At 66.1% G+C, this 22250-nt stretch carries 19 protein-coding genes; 6 read left to right on the forward strand and 13 right to left on the reverse strand.

What is annotated here, in order from left to right; genetic code table 11:
* Positions 1-14: 14 nt before the first annotated feature.
* Together pstC and pstS are read right to left on the reverse strand one after the other, a co-directional pair.
* Positions 15-983: a phosphate ABC transporter permease subunit PstC gene (pstC, locus tag EYF70_RS17775; RefSeq protein ID WP_371861739.1), complete on the reverse strand. Its 969-nt coding sequence runs from the start codon at positions 981-983 to the stop codon at positions 15-17.
* Between the two features lie 161 nt (positions 984-1144).
* Positions 1145-2170: a phosphate ABC transporter substrate-binding protein PstS gene (gene pstS / locus EYF70_RS17780; RefSeq protein WP_371861633.1), complete on the reverse strand. Its 1026-nt coding sequence runs from the start codon at positions 2168-2170 to the stop codon at positions 1145-1147.
* 330 nt (positions 2171-2500) lie between these two features.
* On the opposite strand from pstS, the gene ppk1 reads away from it, so the two are divergent.
* The 3 genes from ppk1 to EYF70_RS17795 all read left to right on the forward strand — a co-directional run bounded on the left by ppk1 (position 2501) and on the right by EYF70_RS17795 (position 6444).
* On the forward strand, positions 2501-4591 hold the full coding sequence (gene ppk1 / locus EYF70_RS17785; protein ID WP_131146595.1) for a polyphosphate kinase 1: 2091 nt from the start codon (positions 2501-2503) through the stop codon (positions 4589-4591).
* 119 nt (positions 4592-4710) lie between these two features.
* A complete protein-coding gene (gene sixA, locus EYF70_RS17790; RefSeq protein ID WP_131146596.1) occupies positions 4711-5178 on the forward strand; it encodes a phosphohistidine phosphatase SixA in 468 nt (155 codons plus the stop codon).
* Between the two features lie 447 nt (positions 5179-5625).
* The gene (locus tag EYF70_RS17795; protein WP_218943693.1) at positions 5626-6444 is read left to right on the forward strand and encodes a PEP-CTERM sorting domain-containing protein; all 819 of its coding nucleotides are present in this window, start codon (positions 5626-5628) and stop codon (positions 6442-6444) included.
* 59 nt (positions 6445-6503) lie between these two features.
* Here the strand turns inward: EYF70_RS17795 and fliD are convergent, their stop codons facing one another.
* The 4 genes from fliD to alr form a co-directional block, all read right to left on the reverse strand.
* Complete coding sequence (gene fliD / locus EYF70_RS17800; protein WP_131146597.1) at positions 6504-7940, reverse strand: flagellar filament capping protein FliD; 1437 nt, start codon at positions 7938-7940, stop codon at positions 6504-6506.
* A gap of 188 nt (positions 7941-8128) precedes the next feature.
* On the reverse strand, positions 8129-8449 hold the full coding sequence (locus tag EYF70_RS17805) for a PilZ domain-containing protein (RefSeq protein WP_131146598.1): 321 nt from the start codon (positions 8447-8449) through the stop codon (positions 8129-8131).
* Positions 8450-8554: 105 nt separating this feature from the next.
* Positions 8555-9928, reverse strand: coding sequence for a DNA repair protein RadA (gene radA / locus EYF70_RS17810; protein WP_131146599.1), 1374 nt, complete (start codon positions 9926-9928; stop codon positions 8555-8557).
* Positions 9928-11016 carry an alanine racemase gene (gene alr, locus EYF70_RS17815; protein WP_131146600.1) on the reverse strand — a complete coding sequence of 363 codons (1089 nt, stop codon included), beginning with the start codon at positions 11014-11016 and terminating at the stop codon, positions 9928-9930. Before alr ends, radA begins: the two co-directional genes overlap by 1 nt.
* 223 nt (positions 11017-11239) lie before the next feature.
* Between alr and lplT the strand changes: the two genes are divergently transcribed.
* The gene (gene lplT / locus EYF70_RS17820; RefSeq protein ID WP_131146601.1) at positions 11240-12487 is read left to right on the forward strand and encodes a lysophospholipid transporter LplT; all 1248 of its coding nucleotides are present in this window, start codon (positions 11240-11242) and stop codon (positions 12485-12487) included.
* A gap of 181 nt (positions 12488-12668) precedes the next feature.
* Here the strand turns inward: lplT and EYF70_RS17825 are convergent, their stop codons facing one another.
* The 4 genes from EYF70_RS17825 to tsaB are packed head-to-tail and all read right to left on the reverse strand — an operon-like array spanning position 12669 to position 15991.
* On the reverse strand, positions 12669-13709 hold the full coding sequence (locus EYF70_RS17825) for a DUF1853 family protein (RefSeq protein ID WP_131146602.1): 1041 nt from the start codon (positions 13707-13709) through the stop codon (positions 12669-12671).
* Positions 13693-14775: a uracil-DNA glycosylase gene (locus tag EYF70_RS17830; protein ID WP_131146603.1), complete on the reverse strand. Its 1083-nt coding sequence runs from the start codon at positions 14773-14775 to the stop codon at positions 13693-13695. The genes EYF70_RS17825 and EYF70_RS17830 overlap by 17 nt, the downstream gene beginning before the upstream one ends.
* Positions 14772-15248, reverse strand: a complete 477-nt coding sequence (gene rimI, locus EYF70_RS17835; protein WP_131146604.1) for a ribosomal protein S18-alanine N-acetyltransferase — start codon at positions 15246-15248, stop codon at positions 14772-14774. Before rimI ends, EYF70_RS17830 begins: the two co-directional genes overlap by 4 nt.
* On the reverse strand, positions 15245-15991 hold the full coding sequence (gene tsaB, locus EYF70_RS17840) for a tRNA (adenosine(37)-N6)-threonylcarbamoyltransferase complex dimerization subunit type 1 TsaB (protein ID WP_131146605.1): 747 nt from the start codon (positions 15989-15991) through the stop codon (positions 15245-15247). The genes rimI and tsaB overlap by 4 nt, the downstream gene beginning before the upstream one ends.
* An 84-nt stretch (positions 15992-16075) precedes the next feature.
* On the opposite strand from tsaB, the gene EYF70_RS17845 reads away from it, so the two are divergent.
* Positions 16076-16498 carry a thioredoxin family protein gene (locus EYF70_RS17845; RefSeq protein WP_131146606.1) on the forward strand — a complete coding sequence of 141 codons (423 nt, stop codon included), beginning with the start codon at positions 16076-16078 and terminating at the stop codon, positions 16496-16498.
* An 87-nt stretch (positions 16499-16585) separates the two neighbouring features.
* Here EYF70_RS17845 and EYF70_RS17850 read toward each other — a convergent pair whose 3' ends face one another.
* Positions 16586-17140 carry a PEP-CTERM sorting domain-containing protein gene (locus tag EYF70_RS17850; protein WP_131146607.1) on the reverse strand — a complete coding sequence of 185 codons (555 nt, stop codon included), beginning with the start codon at positions 17138-17140 and terminating at the stop codon, positions 16586-16588.
* A gap of 185 nt (positions 17141-17325) precedes the next feature.
* Positions 17326-17781, reverse strand: a complete 456-nt coding sequence (locus EYF70_RS17855; protein WP_131146608.1) for a winged helix-turn-helix transcriptional regulator — start codon at positions 17779-17781, stop codon at positions 17326-17328.
* An 82-nt stretch (positions 17782-17863) separates the two neighbouring features.
* Between EYF70_RS17855 and EYF70_RS17860 the strand changes: the two genes are divergently transcribed.
* Positions 17864-19051: an MFS transporter gene (locus tag EYF70_RS17860; RefSeq protein WP_131146609.1), complete on the forward strand. Its 1188-nt coding sequence runs from the start codon at positions 17864-17866 to the stop codon at positions 19049-19051.
* On the opposite strand, the gene EYF70_RS17865 is transcribed toward EYF70_RS17860, so the two are convergent.
* Positions 19048-22164: a bifunctional diguanylate cyclase/phosphodiesterase gene (locus tag EYF70_RS17865; RefSeq protein ID WP_131146610.1), complete on the reverse strand. Its 3117-nt coding sequence runs from the start codon at positions 22162-22164 to the stop codon at positions 19048-19050. The two genes, EYF70_RS17860 and EYF70_RS17865, sit on opposite strands and share 4 nt — an antisense overlap.
* Positions 22165-22250 lie beyond the last annotated feature (86 nt).

A 22250-nucleotide genomic window follows, 5' to 3' on the forward strand; every position in this document is an offset into this window, starting at 1 on the left:
TGCGGCGGTCGACATTATTTGACACCTTCTTTACGGGACATTCCGGCCAGCATCAGCTTGGCGGCGGTCAGGACGATGAACGTGATCACGAACAGGATCAGCGCCAGTGCGAACAGCGACGACACGTGCAGCGTCGTGGCGGCTTCGCCGAATTCGTTGGCCAGCGTGGAAGCGATCGAGTTACCCGGCGCGAACAGCGACGCGGACAGCTTGTTGGCGTTACCGATCACGAAGGTCACGGCCATGGTTTCACCGAGCGCGCGGCCCAGGCCGAGCATCACGCCACCGACCACGCCGGTCTTGGTGTACGGCAGCACGATCTTGCGCACCACTTCCCAGCGGGTGCAGCCCAGGCCGTAAGCGGATTCCTTCAGCACCGCCGGCACGATCTCGAACACATCGCGCATCACGGAGGAGATGAAGGGGATGATCATGATGGCCAGGATCAGCGCGGCGGTCAGGATGCCGATGCCCATCGTCGGGCCGGAGAACAGCACGCCGATGAACGGCAGCTGGCCCAGCGTGGCCTTGAGGAACGGCTGGACGTAGTCGCCGAACAGCGGCACGAACACGAACAGGCCCCACATGCCGTAGATGATCGACGGCACGCCAGCCAGCAGTTCGATCGCGGTACCGAGCGGGCGCTTCAGCCACACGGGGCAGATCTCGGTCAGGAACAGCGCGATGCCGAAGCTGACGGGAAAGGCGATCAGGAGTGCGATGCCGGCGGTGGCCAGCGTACCCACGATGGCGATCAGCGCGCCATACTGGTCATTGATCGGGTCCCACTCGACACGGGTGACGAAACCGGGACCGAATTCCTTCAGCGCCGGCCAGGCACCCATGGCCAGCGAGATGATGATACCGATCAGCACGAACAGCACCGACAAGGCAAACGTCATCGTTACCTTGTGGAAGATCCAGTCCTGGATCCGCTGGCGGCGCATCACGGATTGCATTGCCGCTTGCGATACGGTGGACATCGCCTGCGTCTCCGTCGCGGGGACGGAAGTCATTTCAGCACTCATGGACATAGTTTTAGATGTTTTTCTCAAAATGGCTAGCCGGGAGATCCCGCTGGGTTACCAGCCGAGCTCCCCCGGTTAACCCCCTCGGGGTCAACCGAGGGAGCGGGATGATTCGATCAGTACAGGGCCTTGCCGGAAGCGTCCTTCAGGTTCTGCTTCCAGGCGGCCTGGACTTGCTTGACCACGGTGTCCGGCAGCGGCACGTAGTCCAGTTCCACGGCGGCCTTGTCGCCGTTGGTGAAGGCCCAGTCGAAGAACTTGACGACTTCCTTGCCCTTGGCCGCGTCAGCCTGCTGCTTGTACATCAGGATGAACGACACGCCCGTGATCGGCCACGACTGCTTGCCGGCCTGGTCGGTCAGCACCACGCCGAAGCCCGGGGTCTTGGTCCACTCGGCATTGGCGGCGGCGGCCTTGAAGTTCTCGTCGTCCGGCTGCAGGAACACGCCATCCTTGTTGCGCAGCTGGGTGTGCTGCATCTTGCTCTTCTTCGCGTACGCCCACTCGACATAGCCGATCGCGCCCTTGATGCGCTGCACGTTGGCGGCCACGCCTTCGTTGCCCTTGCCGCCCACGCCGGTCGGCCATTTCACGGCGCTGTTGGCGCCCACTTTCGACTTGAATTCCGGGTTGGTCTTGGACAGGAAGTCCGTGAACAGGAACGAGGTGCCCGAGCTGTCGGCACGGTGCACGACGGTGATGTCGTCGTCAGGCAGCTTCACGCCCGCGTTCAGCGTGGCGATGGCCGGATCGTTCCACTTGGTGATCTTGCCCAGGAAGATGTCGCCGACGACCTGGCCGGTCAGCTTCAGCTGGCCCGGGGCGATCCCTGGCAGGTTCACCACGGTCACCACGCCTCCCATGATGGCGGGGAACTGCATCAGGCCGGCTTCATCCAGGTCTTCCGCCTTCAGTGGCATGTCGGACGCGCCGAAGTCCACGGTTTTCGCCTTGATTTGCTTGATACCTGCACCGGAACCGACGGAAGCATAGTTCAGGCCGTTGCCGGTGGATGCCTTGTACTGCTCGGCCCACTTGGCATAGATCGGATACGGGAAGGTAGCACCGGCGCCGGTCATGTCCGCTGCGGCGGCGGTAGTGAAGGCCACTGCTGCGGAAGCGCCTACGATGAGGGAGGCCATCAACTGTTTCATACGCATATCAAAGTTCCTCTTTCGGGGTTGGGGTATTGAATGGTGCGCAGTGTAGTGGCCGAATATGACCTCTTTATGACATGAATGACGCGGATTGAAATATTTGACGGAATCGCATGTCATATACCGGCATAAGTCCGGTCACGAGCAGCGCAAGTCGTTGAAAGTTATAGGTTTTAATCCGTGTCATAATTGTTTGCAAGCCACTTTTGGATGTCATGTTGTTGTCATATTTCCTATCTACACTGTCATGAGCGCCAGCGCTGCCATGGGGAGCGCTAGAATCTTGTACTAATGAATAGAAAAAACGATAAGACGATGAAACCCGAGATCCGCGCGGAAGTCACGCGTCATACGCAGTTCCTCGACCGTGAGCTTTCCCAGTTGGCCTTCAACCGCCGTGTCATGGCGCAAGCCGAGGATGCATCCATTCCCGTGCTGGAGCGGCTGCGTTACCTGTGCATCACTTCCAGCAACCTGGATGAATTCTTCGAAGTGCGCGTGGCCAGCCTGCTGGCCGCCGCTACCGTCGACGGCAAGCTGTCCGAGCACCCTGCCCTCACCGCCAACCTGAACCGCGTATCGGCCGAGTGCCACGCGCTGGTGGCGCGGCAATATGACATCTTGAACAGCCAGATCCTGCCGCTGCTGAAGGAACACGGCGTGCACCTGCTGCGCAACAACGAGCGCAACGAGGCCCAGCGCGCCTGGATCAAGGATTATTTCGAGCGCGAAGTACGCCCGCTGCTGACGCCGATCGGCCTCGACCCGGCCCATCCGTTCCCGCAGGTCATCAACAAGAGCCTGAACTTCATCGTCGCGCTGTCCGGCAAGGATGCCTTCGGCCGCGGCACGGCGATCGCCATCATCAAGGCACCGCGCGTGCTGCCGCGCGTGATCAAGCTGCCGGACGAGCTGTCGGACAAGCCGGGCACCTGCTTCTGCCTGCTGTCGTCGATTATCCACGCGCATATTTCCGAATTGTTCGCCGGCCGCGAAGTGATGGCCTATTCGCAATTCCGCGTCACCCGCGATTCCGACCTGTGGGTCGACGAGGATGAAGTAAAGAACCTGCGCCAGGCGCTGAAGGGCGAATTGCAGGGCCGCCAGTTCGGCCGTTCGGTGCGCCTGGAGGTGGCCAAGAACTGCCCGCCGGAGCTGTCCCAGTTCCTGCTCGACCAGTTCGACCTGGACCGCTCGCGCCTGTACCAGGTGGATGGGCCGGTCAACATGGTGCGCCTGAACGAGATGATCGAGCACACGAAAATGCCCGAGCTGCGTTTCACGCCATTCGTGCCGGGCCTGCATCCGACCGGCGGCGACATCTTTGCCACGCTGCGCAAGCAGGATATTTTGCTGCACCACCCGTTCCAGTCGTTCCAGACCGTCATCGACTTCATCCGGCAGGCCGCGACCGATCCCTGCGTGGTGGCGATCAAGCAGACCGTGTACCGCACCGGGATGAATTCCGACCTGATGGAGGCGCTGATCCTGGCGGCCCGGCTGGGCAAGGAAGTCACGGTGATCGTGGAGCTGATGGCGCGCTTCGACGAGGAAGCCAACATCAACTGGGCCGACAAGCTGGAACAGGCCGGCGCGCAGGTCGTCTACGGCGTGGTCGGCCTGAAGACCCACGCCAAGATCGCGCTGGTGATCCGCCGCGAAGGCGCCGCCGACAACGCCGAACTGCGCTACTACGCCCACCTCGGCACCGGCAATTACCACCCGACCACGACCAAGTTCTATACGGACTTCGGCCTGCTGACCTGCGAGCCGAACCTGGGCCGCGACGTCAACGAAGTGTTCATGCACCTGACCAGCCTGGCCAAGCCGCACAAGCTGGACCACTTGTGGCTGGCGCCGTTCGCCCTGCAGAGCGAGATCATCAAGGCGATCCGCAACGAAGCCAAGATCGCCAAGTCCGGCAAGCCGGGCCGCATCATCGTGAAAGTCAACGCGATGGTGGACGAATCGGTGATCCGCGCGCTGTACGCCGCCTCGCAGGACGGCGTGAAGATCGACCTGATCGTGCGCGGCGCGTGCACCTTGCGCCCGGGCGTGCCGGGACTGTCGGAAAACATCAAGGTGCGCTCGATCATCGGCCGCTTCCTCGAGCACAGCCGCATCTATTACTTCCGCAACGACCTCGCGCACGACGTGTATCTTGCCAGTGCCGACTGGATGAGCCGCAACCTGTTCCGCCGCATCGAAGTGGCCTTCCCCGTGCTCGACCGCGCGCTGAAGCGGCGCGTGATGGCCGAGGGGCTGAACCCCTACCTGAAGGACAACACGAATGCGTGGGAGCTGGAATCGGACGGCCACTACCAGCGCCGCAAGCCGCGCGGCAAGCAGCAGCCCTTCGGCGCCCAGCAATACCTGATGAAGACCCTCGGCACCACGGCCGAATGATGCGTGAAAAGTGGCGAGTCAAGCGAGATGCATGACGAATGATGGGTGACGAGGGATACATGACGAATGATGGTGACGATTGATATGATTCGTGAACGTTCGTGAATGATGGAGAAACGATGGACCTGATCTTGTGGCGCCACGCCGAGGCCGAGCCGGGCCACGAAGGCTTGCCGGACCTGGAACGCGCGCTGACGCCGAAAGGCGTGAAGCAGGCCCGGCGCATGGGCAAGTGGCTCGATTCCCAGCTGCCGGAAAACTGCCGCATCCTCGCCAGCCCCGCCGTGCGCACGGTACAGACGGCCGAAGGCCTGGGCCGCAAGTACAAGACCCATGCCGAACTGGTGCCGGGCGCGGCGCCGGAAGCGATCCTGCAGGCGGCCAACTGGCCGGCCGCCAGGGAAACCGTGGTGATCATCGGCCACCAGCCCACGCTGGGCCAGGTCGCCGCGCTGCTGCTGACGGGCGAAGTTCTGGACTTCGAGATGAAGAAAGCGGCCGCCTGGTGGTTCGTGCAGCGCGACCCGGAAGACCCGGCGAGCCTCTACCTGAAGGCGGTGATGGCGGCCGACATGGTCAACAAATAAGGTGACCAACAGGCACCTTGCAAAGCACGAACCGTCTGCTAGATTACAAATGTAGTACCCGGGTTGGTCTCATTCTGCGTTTGTAGTGCTTTATCAAGGAGCAGCCTTCCGAAAGGATGGCTGGTTTATCATGCTCACTCTACTGACGATCGGCATCTTCGTAGCCACCGTGGGGCTGATCGCCTATGAAATCATTTCGGAAAGCCGGGGTGGCAACGGCAAACTGACCGACCGCTATCACGACGAATAGCGCACGCTGCACTAGCAGGCATCAAGGCCCCGCGGCAGCCCGTAGCGATACGGTCTGCGGCCGGGGCCTTTGGTTTTCTGGACGCTGCCTCGATGCGATCCGGCTTGCATGATGCAAGAGTTGCGCGCAGAACACATCGCTCATCATGTTTCACACGTTCATGCTACGCTGATGTCTTTATAACAAGACAGGGGAACATGATGCGTGGACGGATGAAGTGGCTGGGCGCCATGGCGTTGGCTGGCGTCGCCGGCATGGCGAATGCAACGGTCGTCGTCGATATGACCATGACGGCCTGGACGTCCGAGCTGGTCGACCTGAAACCGTCGGACGGTATCGCGCCTTCGCTCACGCCGGGCTCCGAAATTTATTGGCTGACTTCGGGCATTGGCGTACAGCCACCAGATGAAGATACGCAGAGTGTCGGGGAACAATGCACTGACTGCGCAGGCACGTCGGCAACCCATGCCATCGGGACGACGAATGTCGAAGGCGGCAATGGCAGTGAATTTGCCTTCCATATCGCGACCACCCCACAATTCGAGACCACGCCATCGTATAGATCGAAGCTCGAGAGCACATACTGGCGTTTCGCGTCATTCCAGCTCGGCGCACATTCGCAAGTCACGTTCCGTACCCGCCTTACCGTGAACGCCGTCGTTGCCTTTGACAGCGTGGACGACGATGTCGAGTCGACAACATCCTTGTACTTCGATCCGAGTTGCGCTGCCGACGCGTGGGGTTCCCCAGGCTGCGGCGAGATGGAGTTCACGATCGAGGGACCTGGCACGCTATCCGAGGAACGCTACCTGTCGTTCGTCTTCACGAACAATGGCGACTCGGCCAAGGACCTCGTCTTTAACTCGCTCGCCTATGTGCAAACCGAGATAAGGAACGTTCCCATCCCGCAAGTACCGGAACCGTCCACGTATGCAATGCTCGGCGTCGGCCTGGCAGGGTTGTGGGCACGATCGCGCAGAAAAAACAGCCAGGGCCGCGGCTTGCACCAGCAATAAAGCCCCCGCCACTTGCGGGACTCGCAGCGGCCGAGCTCACGGGCTGCGGCCGCCGGCCCTTACCCCAGCAGATCGAGCAGCGTCCCCGTCCCGCCCATCTGTTCCTGGATCGTGTACATCTGCGCCAGCGCCTGCGCCTGGGCGGTCAGCGACTGCGCCAGCCGCTCGCGCCGGTCGGTCAGCAGGTCGAGGTCGCGCGTGGTGCGGTCCTGGGCGCGGCGGATCAGGCCATTCTCGGCCGTCAGCGCGCCCAGGCGCTGGTCGATGCGGTCGGCCAGGCCGGTGCCCTCGTCGGTGAACAGCCGGGCAACGGCTTCCGGATCGTCGGCGATGGCGGCTTTCAGCTTGATCTCGTCCAGCACCAGCTTGCCGTCCGCATCGCGCGACAGGCCGATATCGGCGAGCGCCTGCGACGATGCGCCGGCGCCGCCGATCCGCATCAGCGCGCCCAGTTGCGAGGACACGCGGGACAGTGCCTGGTCGCCGCTCAGCGCGCCATCCTGCAGTACGGCCAGCGTGTCCGACATCTTGTTGTAGCCTTCCACGAACGCGGCCACGTTCTTCGCGATCTGGCTGCTGTCCTGGGTAATCGCCAGCCGCGTTTCGCCCTTCCCGGTCAGCGTGATCGTCACGCCTTCGATGGCGTCGTCGATCGTGTTGGTGCTGCGCCGGTACTCCTTGCCCGAGATGGTCACGATCGCATCCTGCGCGGCCTGCGCCTGCGTCATGCCGCCCGCCTGGGGCCGTTCGGGATCGAAGCCGATCGCGGCCGCCAGCGCGGCATCGCCGCTGACGCTGATCGACAGCGTCTGCGTGGCGCCTTCCTTGCCGTTCACCTGCAGCGCATAGCCGCCATTGGAACGCACCACGGTGGCGTTCACGCCGGCTTCCTTCAGCGCGGCGGCAATGCCATCCAGCGTATTGTTATTGCTGTCGATCGTGATCGTGCGCGCGGAACCGGCGCTGGCCTGGAAGCCCTCCTCGCCCAGCGTGCCCCATTCGAGCTTGACGGTGGCGGCCATGCCGCTGCCGATCGTCGACCCCGCCGTCGGCTGCGTGCCGCTGTTGAGCACCTGGCCCTGGGCCAGCTGGCTGACATCGACGTCATACCGGCCCGGTTTGGCGGCAGCGCTGGTGACGGCCGTCAGGACGCCGCGGCTGGAGGTGGAGGCGGCGGTCGACAGCCCGGCACCCGCCAGGCTCTCGGCCAGCGCCTCGAAGGTATCGAGGGCGCTCTGCAGCTGGCCCAGTCCGGACAGGCGGGTCTGCGTGCTCGTCAGGTTGGCATTGAGCAAGTCGATATTGCCGCGCTGGCCCGCCAGCGCCTGCTGCACGCGGGCCGCGACCGTCGGCGACAGCGTCGCGCTGCCGCCGGTCATGCCGGTGAGCGTGCCGGAGTTGATGCTGGAGCTGGTACCGGGGTTGGTACCGAATACCGTCGCGAACGGGTTGGTGCCGTACTGGGCGGCGAGGATGGCGCTGGCGTTTGTAACCATGGGTGACCTCCGATGTCGGACTATTATGATCCCATCGGACCCGGGAATCAAAAGAGACGAACAGAACGGGACATGCCCCGTTGTCTTCCGGTTAAGCCTGCAAGAAGGGAATCGGGGCTCCGAATGCCATCACGCCACGGGCACGACTCATCCGCATCGCATCAAGGTAGCGGAATCACCGGATCGAATCAGCGCATGAACTTCGTGATCGCGGCCGTGGCATCCGCGTTCAGCGGCAGGAACACGAAGCCCACCTTGAACTCGTTGCCCGAGAAAATGCAGTGGCTGACCCTGGCGCGGCACGTGATGATCTGCGGCTTGCCATCGACGAGCATCTCGAACACCACCTGCCCCGTCTGGCCCGGTTCGACCTTGCTGCCCGATGTCACGGACATGCCGCCCAGGCTGAGATCGAAGGTGCGCGCGGGAACCGGCGCGGCGCCATCGATGATCACCATTGCCCTCACGCGCAGGATCTTGCGCACGCCCTGCCTTTGATCGACTAACAATTACTCTTCCTCGTTGAAAATGACGGCGGCCGGCAAGGCCGGCCGCATATTCTACTGCGCAAGCACCAATCTTGCATTGGTGTCATTGCGCCCTTCTCTCCGGCTTCATTGCAGTTCGCGCAGCCGGTTGAACGCATCGTCGATACGGTCCACGCCGATGATGGTCATGCCCTCGATCGGCTGCTTCGGCGCGTTGGCCTTGGGGATCATGGCGATCGAGAAGCCCAGCTTGGCCGCCTCGCGCAGCCGCTCCTGGCCGCGCGGCGCCGGGCGGATCTCGCCGGCCAAGCCCACTTCGCCGAACACCACGAAGCCGCGCGGCAGCGCCTTGTTGCGCATCGACGAATTGATCGCCAGCAGCACGGCCAGGTCGGCCGCCGGTTCGGTGATCTTCACGCCGCCGACCGCGTTGATGAACACGTCCTGGTCGAAGGCTGCAATGCCGGCGTGCCGGTGCAGCACCGCCAGCAGCATGGCCAGCCGGTTCTGTTCCAGGCCCACGGACAGCCGGCGCGCATTGGGCAGGTGGCTCGCATCGACCAGCGCCTGGATTTCCACCAGCAGCGGCCGCGTGCCTTCCTGCGTCACCATCACGCATGAACCGGGCACCTGGTTGTCATGCTGGGACAGGAACAGCGCGGAAGGATTCGACACGCCTTTCAGGCCCTTCTCCGTCATCGCGAACACACCCAGCTCGTTGACGGCGCCGAAGCGGTTCTTGATGGCCCGCACCAGCCGGAAGCTGGAGTGGGTATCGCCCTCGAAGTACAGCACCGAATCGACGATGTGTTCGAGCACGCGCGGGCCGGCCAGCGCGCCTTCCTTGGTGACGTGGCCGACCAGGATGATCGTCACGCCGGTCTGCTTGGCCACGCGCGTGAGCTGCGCCGCGCACTCGCGCACCTGCGCCACCGAGCCGGGCGCGGAGGTCAGCGCATCCGAATACAGGGTCTGGATCGAATCGATCACGGCCACCTGGGGCTTCACGCTGTCCAGCGTTTGCAGGATCTTCTCCAGCTGGATCTCGGCCTGCAGCTTGAATTCCTTGGCATCGATGGCCAGCCGCTTGGCGCGCAGCGCGATCTGCGCGCCCGATTCCTCGCCGGAGACATACAGCACGCTTTTCACGCGCGACAGGTTGGCCAGGGCCTGCAGCAGCAGCGTCGACTTGCCGATGCCCGGGTCGCCGCCGATCAGCACCACGCCGCCGGCCACCAGGCCGCCGCCCAGCACGCGGTCGAATTCCTCGATGCCGGTGCCGAAGCGCGGCACGTCGAGCGCTTCGATCTCGCTGAGCGACAGCACCGGCGCGGTCTGCGCCAGGGCCTGGTGCGATTGCGACATGCGGTTCACGCCGCCGGTCTCGATCACCGATTCCACCATCGTGTTCCATTGCCGGCAGGCCGGGCACTGGCCGGTCCACTTGCTGCTCGTGCCGCCGCATTCGCTGCACACGTATTGGGTCTTTGCCTTGGCCATCAGTCTTCCTTCACCTGCACGCGCGGCGCCACGGCGCACATCAGTTCATAGCCGATCGTGCCGGCCGACGCGGCGACATCGTCGATCGGCAGGTCCTCGCCCCACAGCACCACGCGGCTGCCCACGCGCGCCTGGTCGATGCCGGTCAGGTCGACCGCCATCATGTCCATCGACACGCGGCCCACCGTACGGGTCCGGAAGCCATCCACCAGCACCGGCGTGCCGGTCGGCGCATGGCGCGGATAGCCGTCGGCATAGCCGCACGCCACGGTGCCGATGCGCATGTCGCGGTCCGCTTCGAAGCGGCTGCCGTAGCCGACGAAATCGCCCGCCGCGATGTGCTGGATGCCGATCAGTTCACTTGCCAGCGTCATCGCCGGCCGCAAGCCGTAGTCCGCCGCGCTGCCGCCACCCGGCGTGCCGCCATACAGCATGATGCCGGGACGGATCCAGTCGCTGACCAGTTCCTCGCGCAACTCCGGCATGCGCAGCACGCCGGCCGAATTGGCCAGGCTGCGCGGCGCATCCAGCCCCGCCGCCCCCGCCTCGAAACGGCGGATCTGCTCGCGGATCGGCAGGCACTCGTGCGCCGCTTCATCGGCGTTGGCGAAGTGCGTCATCAGCGTGATGCGGCCCACGTGCGGGATGGCGCGCAGCCGCGCATGCGCGGCGGCGAACTCGCCGGGCTGGAAACCCAGGCGGTTCATGCCGGTGTTCATTTTCAGGTGCACGTCGACCGGCCGGGCCAGCGGCGTGCGTTCCAGCAGCGCGATCTGCTCCATGCAATGGGCCGTGCCGTTCAAGCCATGCTCCGCCATCGCATGCAGGTCGGCCGCGTCGAACCAGCCTTCGAGCAGCAGCACCGGCTTGCTCCAGCCCATCTCGCGCAGGCGCACCGCGTTATCGAACTCGATCAGCGCCATGCCGTCGGCATCGGCGAAGCCGCGCAGCGCGCGCTGCAGGCCATGGCCGTAGGCATTCGCCTTGACCACGGCCCAAGCCTTCGCGGCGGGCGCGCAGGCACGGGCGCGGGCCAGGTTATGCTGCATCGCAGCGACGTGGATGGTGGCAACGATCGGCCTTGGCATGGCGGAGTGGGCGCATTCGCGTCAGAAAGTGAAGCGGGCATTTTACCGCACACCCTCCCTTAGGCGGAGCTTAAGACCGGCGTGCCCGGCGGCCGCGCCAGCCCAATGCGCAGGCGGCTTCCCGGTAATCGAACGACCATTCAGATTGCCCTGCCGTTTTCTTTGGAAAGCATATCTTTCATGGTATAAAGCAAGCCGATATCGGTTTTAAGGCCCTTCCACAATGAATCGTGGTTTCTACACCATCATGGCGGCGCAGTTCTTTTCGTCGCTGGCGGACAATGCGTTGCTGTTCGTCGCGATCGACCTGCTGATCACGATGAAGTCGCCGGCATGGATCACGCCGCTGCTGAAGTTCCTCTTCGTGCTGTTCTATGTGCTGCTGGCCGCATTCGTGGGCGCCTTCGCCGACGCATTGCCGAAAGGCCGGGTCATGTTCATCGCGAACCTGGTCAAGATCTTCGGCTGCGCATTGCTGTTCTATGAAGTGCATCCGCTGGCCGCCTATGCGATCGTGGGCATCGGCGCCGCCATCTATTCGCCCGCCAAGTACGGCATCCTGACCGAGCTGCTGCCGCCGGAAAAGCTGGTGGCCGCCAATGGCTGGATCGAAGGCCTGACGATTTCCTCGATCATCCTCGGCACCGTGATGGGCGGTGCCCTGGTCAGCGACCGCGCCGAGTCGATCATGGTGGGCTGGGACATCGGCATGAACAATCCCGCCTATGGCGCGCTGATGATCGTCGGCATCCTGTATATCTGCGCCGCGCTGTTCAACCTGCGCATTCCGCTGACCGGCTGCGTGTACCCGCACCAGGAACGCAATCCGGTGCGCCTGATCGAGGACTTCGCCAACTGCTGCATGATCCTGTGGCGCGACAAGCTGGGCCAGATTTCGCTGGCGGTGACCACGCTGTTCTGGGGCACCGGTGCCACCTTGCAGTTCATCGTGCTGGAATGGGCCAAGCAGTCGATGGGCATGAGTTATGAAAAGGCCACCACGATGGTCGGCCTGGTGGGACTGGGCGTGACGGTGGGCGCGATCATGTCGGCCAGGATGATTTCGCTGCGCCAGTCGCTCTCCGTGATCCCGCTCGGCATCGCCATGGGCTTCATCGTGATGACGATGGCCTTCATCCACACGCCGTGGCTGGCTTACCCGCTGCTGATCCTGGTGGGCGGCCTGGCCGGCTTCTTCGTGGTGCCCATGAACGCCCTGCTGCAGCACCGCGGCCACGTGCTGATGAGTGCCGGGCACTCGATCGCCGTGCAGAACTTCAACGAGAACCTGTCGATCCTGACCATGCTGGCCATGTATTCGCTGATGCTGCGCATGGACCTGGCACTGAACACGATCATCGTGCTGTTCGGCCTGTTCCTGTCGGGGACCATGATCGCCATCAAGCGGCTGCACGTGGCCAACCAGCGCGAGCACGATTCGCTGGCGCTGATCGGCGAGCACAAACACTGACCGCGGCCATGCCGCAACCGGCCTGGTGTCGGACATTTTTTCCGCCTGCGGAAAAATTGTCGGACACCGGTTTTCGCGCGCATCCTGGAAATGACGGGCCCCGGGCATTTTCCCCGGATGAAGCGGCCGAAAGAAGATGCCCGGCACCTGTACCCTAAGCCCCCCGCTTCTACCCCGGCTTCTACCCGGGTTTCTGCCCCGTCTGCCGCCTGATCGCGGCCCGCGCCGGCCAGTCGTCGCGCACCACGAACGCGCGCGACTCCTCCAGCAGCCAGCCATCCTCCTCGCGGATCGTTGCCACCATTACCGGTGACGCGTCCGCCTCGAACTTCGTCGCCAGCAGCACCGCCAGCTCGCCTCGCGCCAAGGGTGCAGGCACCGCCGGCAGCGCATCGCCGACGCGCGCCTTCAGCGGCGCCAGCCACTGCAGGCGCGGCATCACCACGAAGCGTTCCTGCGCATGCCCCGCTTCGCCGGCAAGGCCGGCCAGCGTGAGCCAGCGTCCCCGGCAATGATCGGCCGTGATGCCGGGGATGACGGGTACCTCGCCATCCACCGCTCCGGGTGGATAGAACAGCCAGCCCTTGACGAGCGCCTGGGCCGCCGTCACCGGCCGCGGCAGCACCTGCTGCGCGGCCGGATGCTGCGCCAGCGCGAGCTGCTGGTCGAAGATCTTGCGCATCTTGCGTCCCAGCGTGTCGCCCAGGTTCGGGCCCACCAGCAGGTCGAAGTCGGTGGTGGCCACGTCGCTGTCCAGCAGGTAGAACTTGGTGGCGAACTCGATGTGGCGCAGGCCGCCGCCAGCTTCGTCGAGCAGGAAATCGAACTCGCCCACCGTTTCCTTGCCGCCGTTGCCCTTGATGCCGTGATGGTTGGTGCGCACCTGCAGGCCGTGCGCGGCCAGCGTGCCCCGCTGCGCAAAATAAAAGGCCATCAGCTTTTCGGCATACAGGCCAAGGCGGGAATAGAAGCGGCCGCCCAGCGCCGCCTCGAGCGGCGCGGGGTCGGCTTCGAGGGCCGCCAGCCAGGCCTCGACTTCCGGCGCGACCGGCCCGGGCGCGGCGATGCGGCCGTGCCAGTACGGCGCGTTCGCGTCCAGCAGGTCGGGGGCGTCGAGCAGCCACGCCAGCGCCCGCACGTGCGGGCGCGTCAGGTGCCGCCAGCGGCGCTCGAAGCGCGCCTGGTACGTCGCTCCTTTGGCGGACTCAGCGGCGGCCGGCATGGGCGGAACGCGCCAGGCACAGGTCGGCCCACGCCCTGGCCTTGTCTTCCGGCTTCTTCAGCAGGTCGGCCGGATGGAACGTGGCGACGACAGGCAGTTCGCCACCCGGGTGGTCGTAGCGCAGCACCTTGCCGCGCGCGGCCATGCCGAGCAGGCCCTTGGCCGTCACGCCACCCAGGGTGAGCGCCAGGCCCGCGCCCGTCAGCGCCAGCTCGCGCTGCAGGTACGGGCGGCAGGCGGCCAGTTCGTCGGCCGCGGGAAGGCGGTCGGCGCCATCATCCGCCACCGGGCGGCATTTCACCAGCGTGGTCGCATAGGCGCCCCGCGCCACCGACAGGTCCACCGCGCGCAGCATGTTGTGCAGCAGCTGGCCAGGCGGCCCGGCGAACGGCTGCTCCGCCTTCTCGTCGGCGGGCGTGGGTGCGAGGCCCAGCACGAGCCAGCGCGCGCGTTCGTCGCCATGGCCCGGCACGGCTGCGCGGCGCGTCTCGCACAGCCGGCAGCGCGTGCAACCGCGCACGGCGGCCTGCAGTTCCGGCCAGTCCATCGCGGCGATTTCCTCGTCGGTGGCGGCGCCGCGCTGGGGCGCACGCTGTACCGGTACGGCCGGCACGGCATCGAACCACGAGGTGTCTTCTCCGCTTTGCGGCGCCTCGGCCTTCGCGCGCGGCGGCGCCGGCTGCTTCAGCGTGGGCGCTTTCGGCGGCGGTGCCGGCGCGTTGTCGAACCAGGCGGTATCGTCGTCGCTCGTTGCGGCGGGCGGCGCGGCCGGGCGCGGCGGCGGCGAATCCGGTACGGCCGGCGCGACGGCGGCAGGCGTGGTATCCGCACGGGCCACCGTTTCAGGGACCACCGGCGCGGGCGCGGCCGGTTCATGAGCGAACGGGATGGCAGCGACCGGCGCTTCGACGGCTGCCGGCTGTTCCTCGATGGCCGGCACCGGCGCCGCTTCGGCCACGGCTTCGGCCACTGCTTCGGCAACCCCATGCACGCGGTCGCGCAACAGCCAGCGCGGCCCGACGCCCATCTCCTGCAGGAATGCGCTGCTGCGCTGTGTCAGGCTCATAGCACGATCCGCATCACGATGGCATCCTCGCGCTTGCCGTCGGCGGCCGGGTAATATCCCTTCCTGCGGCCGATCTCGGCGAAGCCGTAACGGCGGTAGATGTCGAGCGCGCGCACGTTCGACGGGCGCACCTCCAGCAGCATCGATTCCATGCCGAGGCCGCGCGCGCAGGCGGCGGACTGGTTCAGCAGGAAGCGCCCCAGGCCCTTGCCCTGCCAGCGCGCGGCCACCGCCACGTTCAGCAGGTGCGCCTCGTCGACGACGGCCATCACGAGGAAGTAGCCGATCAGTTCGCGCAGCGGGTCGCGCAGCACCCACGCGTGGTAGCCGTTCTTCAGCGAATCGGCGAAATTGGTGCGCGTCCACGGATGCGGGTACACGTCGTGCTCGAGCGCCACCACCTCGTCGAGGTCGGCCTGCCGCATCGGTTCGTAGACCAGCCGTGCCAGGTCCCAGGTGGGCTGCCGCGTCATGCCTTCACCCCGCCCGGCGCCTCGTTCATGACCGCGCGCTCGGCCTTCGTGTACGCCACCTTGTTGCGCAGGTAAAGCGGCTGCGCTTCGGCGGCCGGCATGCCCTGCCCGGCCACGAAGGCCGCGGCACCCAGGCGGGCCACCTGTTCCGCGTGCGGCAGCACGGCCGTATCGGCACCGGCGGCGAACGGCCGGCCGGCGAAGGCTTCCGGATATGCCGTGAAACCATTGCCGCAGGCAAGCGGCGCACCGTGCGGCGCCACGCCCGCCGGGGCCGACAACGTGGCCGGCACGACAGGCACAGGCAACCGCGTGCCCGCGGCGCCAGGCAGCGCGTCGCCGAACCGGTATTGCGCCCAGTACACCTCGTTCATCCGCGCATCGAGCACCGCCAGCACTTCGGCGGCGCCGTGGCGCTCGTGGCAGGCCAGCGCCATGGCGTCGAGCGTCACCACCGGCACCACCGGCAGGCCGGCGCCGAAGCCGAGGCCCTGGGCAATGCCGCAGGCGGTGCGCACACCGGTAAACGAACCGGGCCCGGCGCCATAGGCGATCGCGTCGCAATCGGCCAGGGCGATGCCTGCCTCGGCCAATAATTCCTGCACCATGGGCAGCAGCGAGGCCGAGTGCGTGCGCACGCCGTCCGAGCTGCGCGAGCTCAGGCGGCCGCCGTGCAGCAGCGCGCAGGAAGCCAGTTCGGAGGATGTTTCAAGGGCAAGGATGGTAGGGGAAGACTTGGACATGGGCAGTATTTTACCTTGCGCGGCGGCGGCGGCCCAGCCATCGCAGGCACGGCAGCCGCCCGGCCGACGCTGTACAATGCGGCCATGCACAGCACAACCCTATACGCCGACAACCGCGCCGAGGTGGCCGCCGCGCTGGCGCAGGACCGCCTGGTCGTGGCCTGCCTGTGCGCCGCCTGGTGCGGCACCTGCTCCAGCTACCGCGCCGCCTTCGAGGAACTGGCCGCGCGCCATCCCGGAAAATATTTCCTGTGGGTCGACATCGAAGACCACGCCGACCTGGTGGGCGACCTCGATGTGGAAAACTTCCCTACCCTGCTGATCCAGCACCATGAAACGGTGGCGTTTTTCGGCACGATGCTGCCCGACCCGAACGTGGCCAGCCGGCTGATCGACACGATCGCCGCCACCAGCGACGCGGAACTGGACCGCCAGGCCGGCAGCACCGCCGAGCGCCGCCAGTGGCAGAAGACCTGCAACCTGCGCCAGCTGATGGGCACCGGCTGACGCAGTGCCTCCCGGGCGCGACGCATTGCCTGCCGGGCACCAGCCGGCACCCGCGGCCGGCTCCGGCCGAGGCACTGCCGCTTTCCGTCATGACCTCCTGCGACGCACCGCCACCATGATGCACAGCGCCAGGGCGCTCAACGCCAGCGCGGACGGTTCGGGAACCTGCACCACGGCGGCCGACAGCCAGGCGCCCGCCTCGCCGAAGCGGTAAGGCGCACAGTTCGCGCACTCGAGGTAGCCGTGCTGTCCGGTAAAGAGCGGTTCCTGCGAAAACAGTTCCTGGTGCGCCGCCGGCGTGTCGAGCGCATCCAGGCTGGCAAGGCCCAGGCGCAGGTTCCAGTTGCCTGTCCAGAAGGTGATCATCTGAAAATTCGTGTCGACCGTCGTCAGTCCTTCGGGATCGTCGCTGGTGTAGGAATTCCCGAAGAACAGGCCCGTCGTCGTGGCGATGTTCCAGGCGGTGACCCGGTTTGTGGTCTCCTCCCAGGTGAACGTCCCCGAGGCCGTGGCACCATCCGTAAAGTTGAAATTGTTCAGTGTCCAGATCACGGACGCCTGGGCAGTGCCGGCCCAGGTGCCGATCAGGGCAGCGAATGCCAGCAGCCGGGCGGCGCGGGACAGTATGGCGAAGACTTGCATGGGATCCCCCTTGAGATTGGACAAGGGAAAGAACGAGCAACACGCATGCCAGCATTTCAGGTTGATTGATTTCAAAGACCTATCGCTGAAACGCGAGGCCGATGTAAAGAAATTCGACACACGCTGCCTTGCCGCACGCGCTGTCTAGGCAAGCGCCGCGCATGAGCAGGCGTGTTCCGCCGGCTTCACGCCCCGGGCGCCACTTTCCTGACATACGTCTCGGTCGCCGACAATGCCACGCCGTCCGCCGTGCGCAGTGCCAGCTCCCCCACCGGCGCGCCGGTATCGCGACGCACCAGCACGGAATGGGGCTCGCCGGGCGCGAACAGGTGGCGCTCGCCCCACCGGCGCAGTGCGACGATCACGGGAAACAGGTCCTGGCCCTTCGCGGTCAGCACATATTCCTGGTATGCCGAACCATCCGATGCCGGCTGGCTGGCGAGGATACCTTCCTCCACCAGCGTGCGCAGCCGGTCGGCCAGGATATTGCGCGCCACGCCGAGGCCGCGCTGGAAATCGCCGAAGCGGCGCACGCCGTCGAACGCGTCCCGCACGATCAGCAATGCCCACCGGTCGCCGACCAGGTCCACGCCGCGTGCCACCGGGCACGGCTCCGCCCGCTCATTGTGCTTCCTCGCCATTCCACCCCTCCAGTGGTTGCATTTTAAAACTACAACGCGTACGCTTCAACCAGTTTTGTTTTGCAACTACTTTGGAGATGCCATGTCTTTTTCCACCGCCCGCCTGGCGCTGCTCGCGGCGTCGGCCGCCCTGTGCGTCGCCAATGTCTACTACGCGCAACCGCTGCTCGACCTGATCGCCGCCGACCTGGCGCTCGACCGCGCGGCGGCCGGCGCCATCGTCACGGCCACGCAGGCCGGCAGCGTGCTCGCGCTGCTGTTCCTCGTGCCGCTGGGCGACCGCTTCGACCGGCGCCGCCTGCTGATGGCGCAACTCGGCGCGCTGGCCCTCGCGCTGGCCGGTATCTGGGCGGCGCAGCGCACCGGGCCGTTGCTGGCGGCGATGCTGCTGGCGGGCTTGCTGGGCACGGCCATGACGCAGGGCCTGATCGCCTGCGTGGCGGCCAGCGCGGCGGACGCGGAGCGTGGCCGCGTCGTCGGTGCCGTACAGGGTGGCGTGGTACTCGGGCTGCTGGGCGCGCGCGTGGTGGCCGGCGCGATCGCCGACCTGGCGGGCTGGCGCACCGTGTATGCGGTATCCTCCGCGGCGACGGTGCTGCTGGCCGCCGTGCTGTGGCGCGCGCTGCCGGCCGTGCCGCCGCCATCCCGGCCATTGCCATACCGGCAGCTGATCGGCTCGATGGCGGCGCTGTTGCGCAGCGACCGGGTCCTGCGCCAGCGCGGCATCATCGCCCTGCTGATGTTCGCGGTGTTCAACATTTTCTGGAGCGCCCTGGCACTGGAACTGGCCGGCCCGCCCCACGCGCTGCCCCACACCGCGATCGGCGCGTTCGGGCTGGTGGGATTGATCGGTGCGCTGGGCGCGATGCGCGCGGGCCGCCTGGCCGATCGCGGCCACGGCGACCGCACCACCGGAGCGGCGCTCTTGCTGCTGTGCGCGGCATGGCTGCCGCTGGCCTTCACGCCCGCATCGCTGGTGGCGCTGGCTGCCGGCATCGTCGCGCTCGACCTGGCGGTGCAGGCGCTGCACGTGACCAACCAGAGCCTGATCCTGCGCACCGGCGTGGCGCCCAGCCGGATGATCGGCTGCTACATGCTGTTCTATGCGGCCGGCAGCGGCGCCGGCGCGCTGGCCGCCACCGCCGCGCATGCGGCCGGCGGCTGGCGGCTGGTGTGCCTGCTCGGCGCCGGCGTCAGTGTCGCGGCGCTGCTGTTCTGGCTTGCCGCCGCGCGGGAGCCTGCCGCCATGAATGAATCTGCGGTTCGCTAGGGCAGCCAGCGGTGCAGCAGGTCGTCCGGCATCACCGGGCGGCTGTAGAAATAACCCTGCGCCTGCTTGCAGCCGTGGCGCAGCAGGAAGGCGGCCTGCTCGTCCGTCTCGACGCCTTCGGCGATCACCGACAGGTTCATGCTCTTGCCGAGCTGGATGATGGCGATCGCGATCGCCTCGTCGTTGGCATCCTCGTGGATATCCTTGATGAACGAGCGGTCGATCTTCAGCGTCTGCACGGGCATCTGCTTCAGGTACGCCAGCGACGAATAGCCGGTGCCGAAGTCGTCGATCGCCAGGCTCACGCCGAGCGCGTGCAGGCCATTGATGTACTGCAGCGCGTCGCCCGTGTTCATGATCAGCGACTCCGTCACTTCCAGCTGCAGCCGGTGCGGCGCCAGGCCCGTTTCACGCAGGATGTCGCCGACGGTGCGCACGATCGTGCCCCGCTCGAACTGGCGCACCGACAGGTTGACGGCGATCTTCGGCACCACCAGGCCGGCCGCTTCCCAGCGCACCATCTGCCGGCAGGCCTGCGCCAGCACCCACTCGCCCAGCTGGCTGATGAAGCCGGAATCCTCGGCGAGGGGAATGAAGCGCACCGGCGGCACCAGGCCCAGTTCCGGATGGTTCCAGCGCACCAGTGCTTCCACGCCGATCAGCCGGCCGGTGTCGATTTCCACCTGCGGCTGGTAGTTCAGGAACATCTCGTCCTTTTCCAGCGAGCGGCGCAGCCAGGTTTCCAGGCGCAGGCGCTCGACGCCCTCGCCCGTCATCGACGGCGCATAGAAGCGGTAGCCGTTGCGGCCGCGCGCCTTGGCCTGGTACATCGCCACGTCGGCATTCCTGATCAGCACATTCCGGTCGGTGCCGTCGTGCGGATACAGGCTGATGCCGATGCTGCACGTGACGAACAGCTCATGGCCCGCCACCAGGAACGGCTGCTCGAACATCGCCACCAGCTTTTCCGCCACCAGGGTGACGGCGTACTCGCCGGCGATCCCTTCGAGCAGCACCACGAATTCATCGCCGCCCAGTCGCGCCAGCGTGTCGCCGTCGCGCAGGCGGTCCGACAGCGCCGCGGCCACCTGCTTGAGCAATTCGTCGCCGATGTGGTGGCCCAGCGTGTCGTTGACGTTCTTGAAGCGGTCCAGGTCGATGAACAGCAGCGCCAGCTGCTCGGCCGAGCGTTGCGCCCGGTCGAGGGCGTGCTGCAGCCGGTCGTTGAACAGCAGCCGGTTCGGCAGTTCGGTCAGCGAATCGTGGTGGGCCAGGTGGTCGAGCTTTTCCTCGTTTTCCTTGACCAGCGTGATATCGCTGAACACGCCCGCGTAATGCGTGGTCACGCCCTGCGCGTCGCGCACCGCGGTGATGGTCAGCGATTGCAGGAATTGCTCTCCACCCTTGCGCAGCGCCCACAGCTCGCCCTGCCAGCAGCCGGTGTCGACCAGTTCCGCCCACAGCTGCTGGTGGAATGCCGCGTCGTGGCGCGCCGACCGGGTCAGGCTCAGGTCGCGGCCCAGCGCCTCGGCCTCGGTAAAGCCGGTGACCTGCGTGAACGCGGGATTGACGGCGACGATGCGGCCATCGCGGTCGATCACCATCACGCCATCGGCGATATGTTCGAGCACGGTGGCCGACAGGCGCAGCTTCTCTTCGGCCTCCTTGCGCGCCGTGATATCGGCATATACCCAGATGCTGCCGTCGTTCGGGCGGTTCTGGTCGATCGCGCAGCCGCTGACCATGCACCAGAACAGCGTGCCGTCGCGCCGGCGGTAGCTGCGCTCCTCGCTGAAGTACTCGCCCTGGCCCAGCGTGGGGTACTGGCGCGCGCCGGCCGCTTCGAAATCGAAGGCGGTGGGGAACACGATGGCGGTCGACTTGCCCACCATGTCGCCCGGCTCGTAGCCGAACAGTTCCTCGCAACGGCGGTTCACCGACAGGATGGTGCGGTGGCGTACGAACATCACGCCGAACATCACGTTGTCCAGGATCGCGCCCTGCTCGGCGAGCAGCGCTTCGATGCGCATCTCGTTGTGCTTGCGCTCGCTGATATCGGACAGGATGCCATCGACCCACGGCGCGCCGCCGTCGGGCGACACCTGCGGCTGGCCGGTTTCCAGCACCCAGCGCTCGACGCCGCTGGCGTCGACGATGCGGTACTCGGTCTCATACGCGCGCCCTTCCTCGATCGCGCTCTTCAGCGCGCGGCGCTGCATGCGGCGGTCTTCCGGCGTGATCAGGTTGACCCAGGAATGCGTAGTGCCGCGCATCAGCTGGGCGGCGGTATAGCCGGAGATCGATTCGATGGCGTCGCTGACGAATTCGATCGGCCCGTCCGGCCGGTAGCGGAACACGGCGCCCGGCACCTGCGTCACGATGGTGCGGAAGCGTTCCTCGCGCTGGCGGACATCCTCGAACAGCCGGCGCAGCGCTTCGCGGGTCTGCTCCAGCCGTGCGCCGAGGCGGCCCAGTTCGTCGTTGCCGCGCACTTCCAGCGGGGTATCGAAGTCGCCCTGCGCCAGGCGGTCGGAAACGCGCATCAGGCGGCGCAACGGCGCGATCACCCGCTTGTTCAGGAACAGCACGATCAGCAGCAGCGACACGGTGAGCTGCGCGGCCAGCACGAAGATGTAGGAGCGGCGCTTGTCCTGCAGTTCCTGGCGGCTGCGCGCATCGTCCATCTCCACCATCACGTGGCCGATCCGTTCGCCGCGCACCGTCACGTCGCGCTCGGCGCGCACCACGTTGCCCAGCGGCCGCGCCGGCGATTTCTCGTGGATGAACTGGGTTTCGGCCTGGCCGGTGACCTGCACCTGCACCACGGAGCGGTCGCGCATCACCGACTGCACCAGCGACTGCGCCGATTCGGCGTTCATGTTCCACAGCGCTTCCTGCATGCCCAGCGCCAGGATATCCGCATTGCGCTGCAGCGCTTCATCCAGCGCGGTGCGCGCCGACTGCTGTTCGCGCACCCCCACCATCAGGTAGCTGCCGACGATGGCCGGCACGATCAGCCCGCCCAGGACGACGAGCAGCAGGGAACCGTAGAGCGATTGGCCGTAGAGCGCGCCGAGCCAGGCACGCAAGCCGCTGGTCGGCGGCTTGGTCATGCAGACAGGTCTGGCTGGAAAATCAGGAGCATCTTGCACAGTGCATAATTATCGTGGTGCAATTATGCTGCAAAGCGATAAGCAAG

This window comes from Pseudoduganella albidiflava (genome assembly GCF_004322755.1).
Lineage (GTDB): Bacteria > Pseudomonadota > Gammaproteobacteria > Burkholderiales > Burkholderiaceae_D > Rugamonas > Rugamonas albidiflava.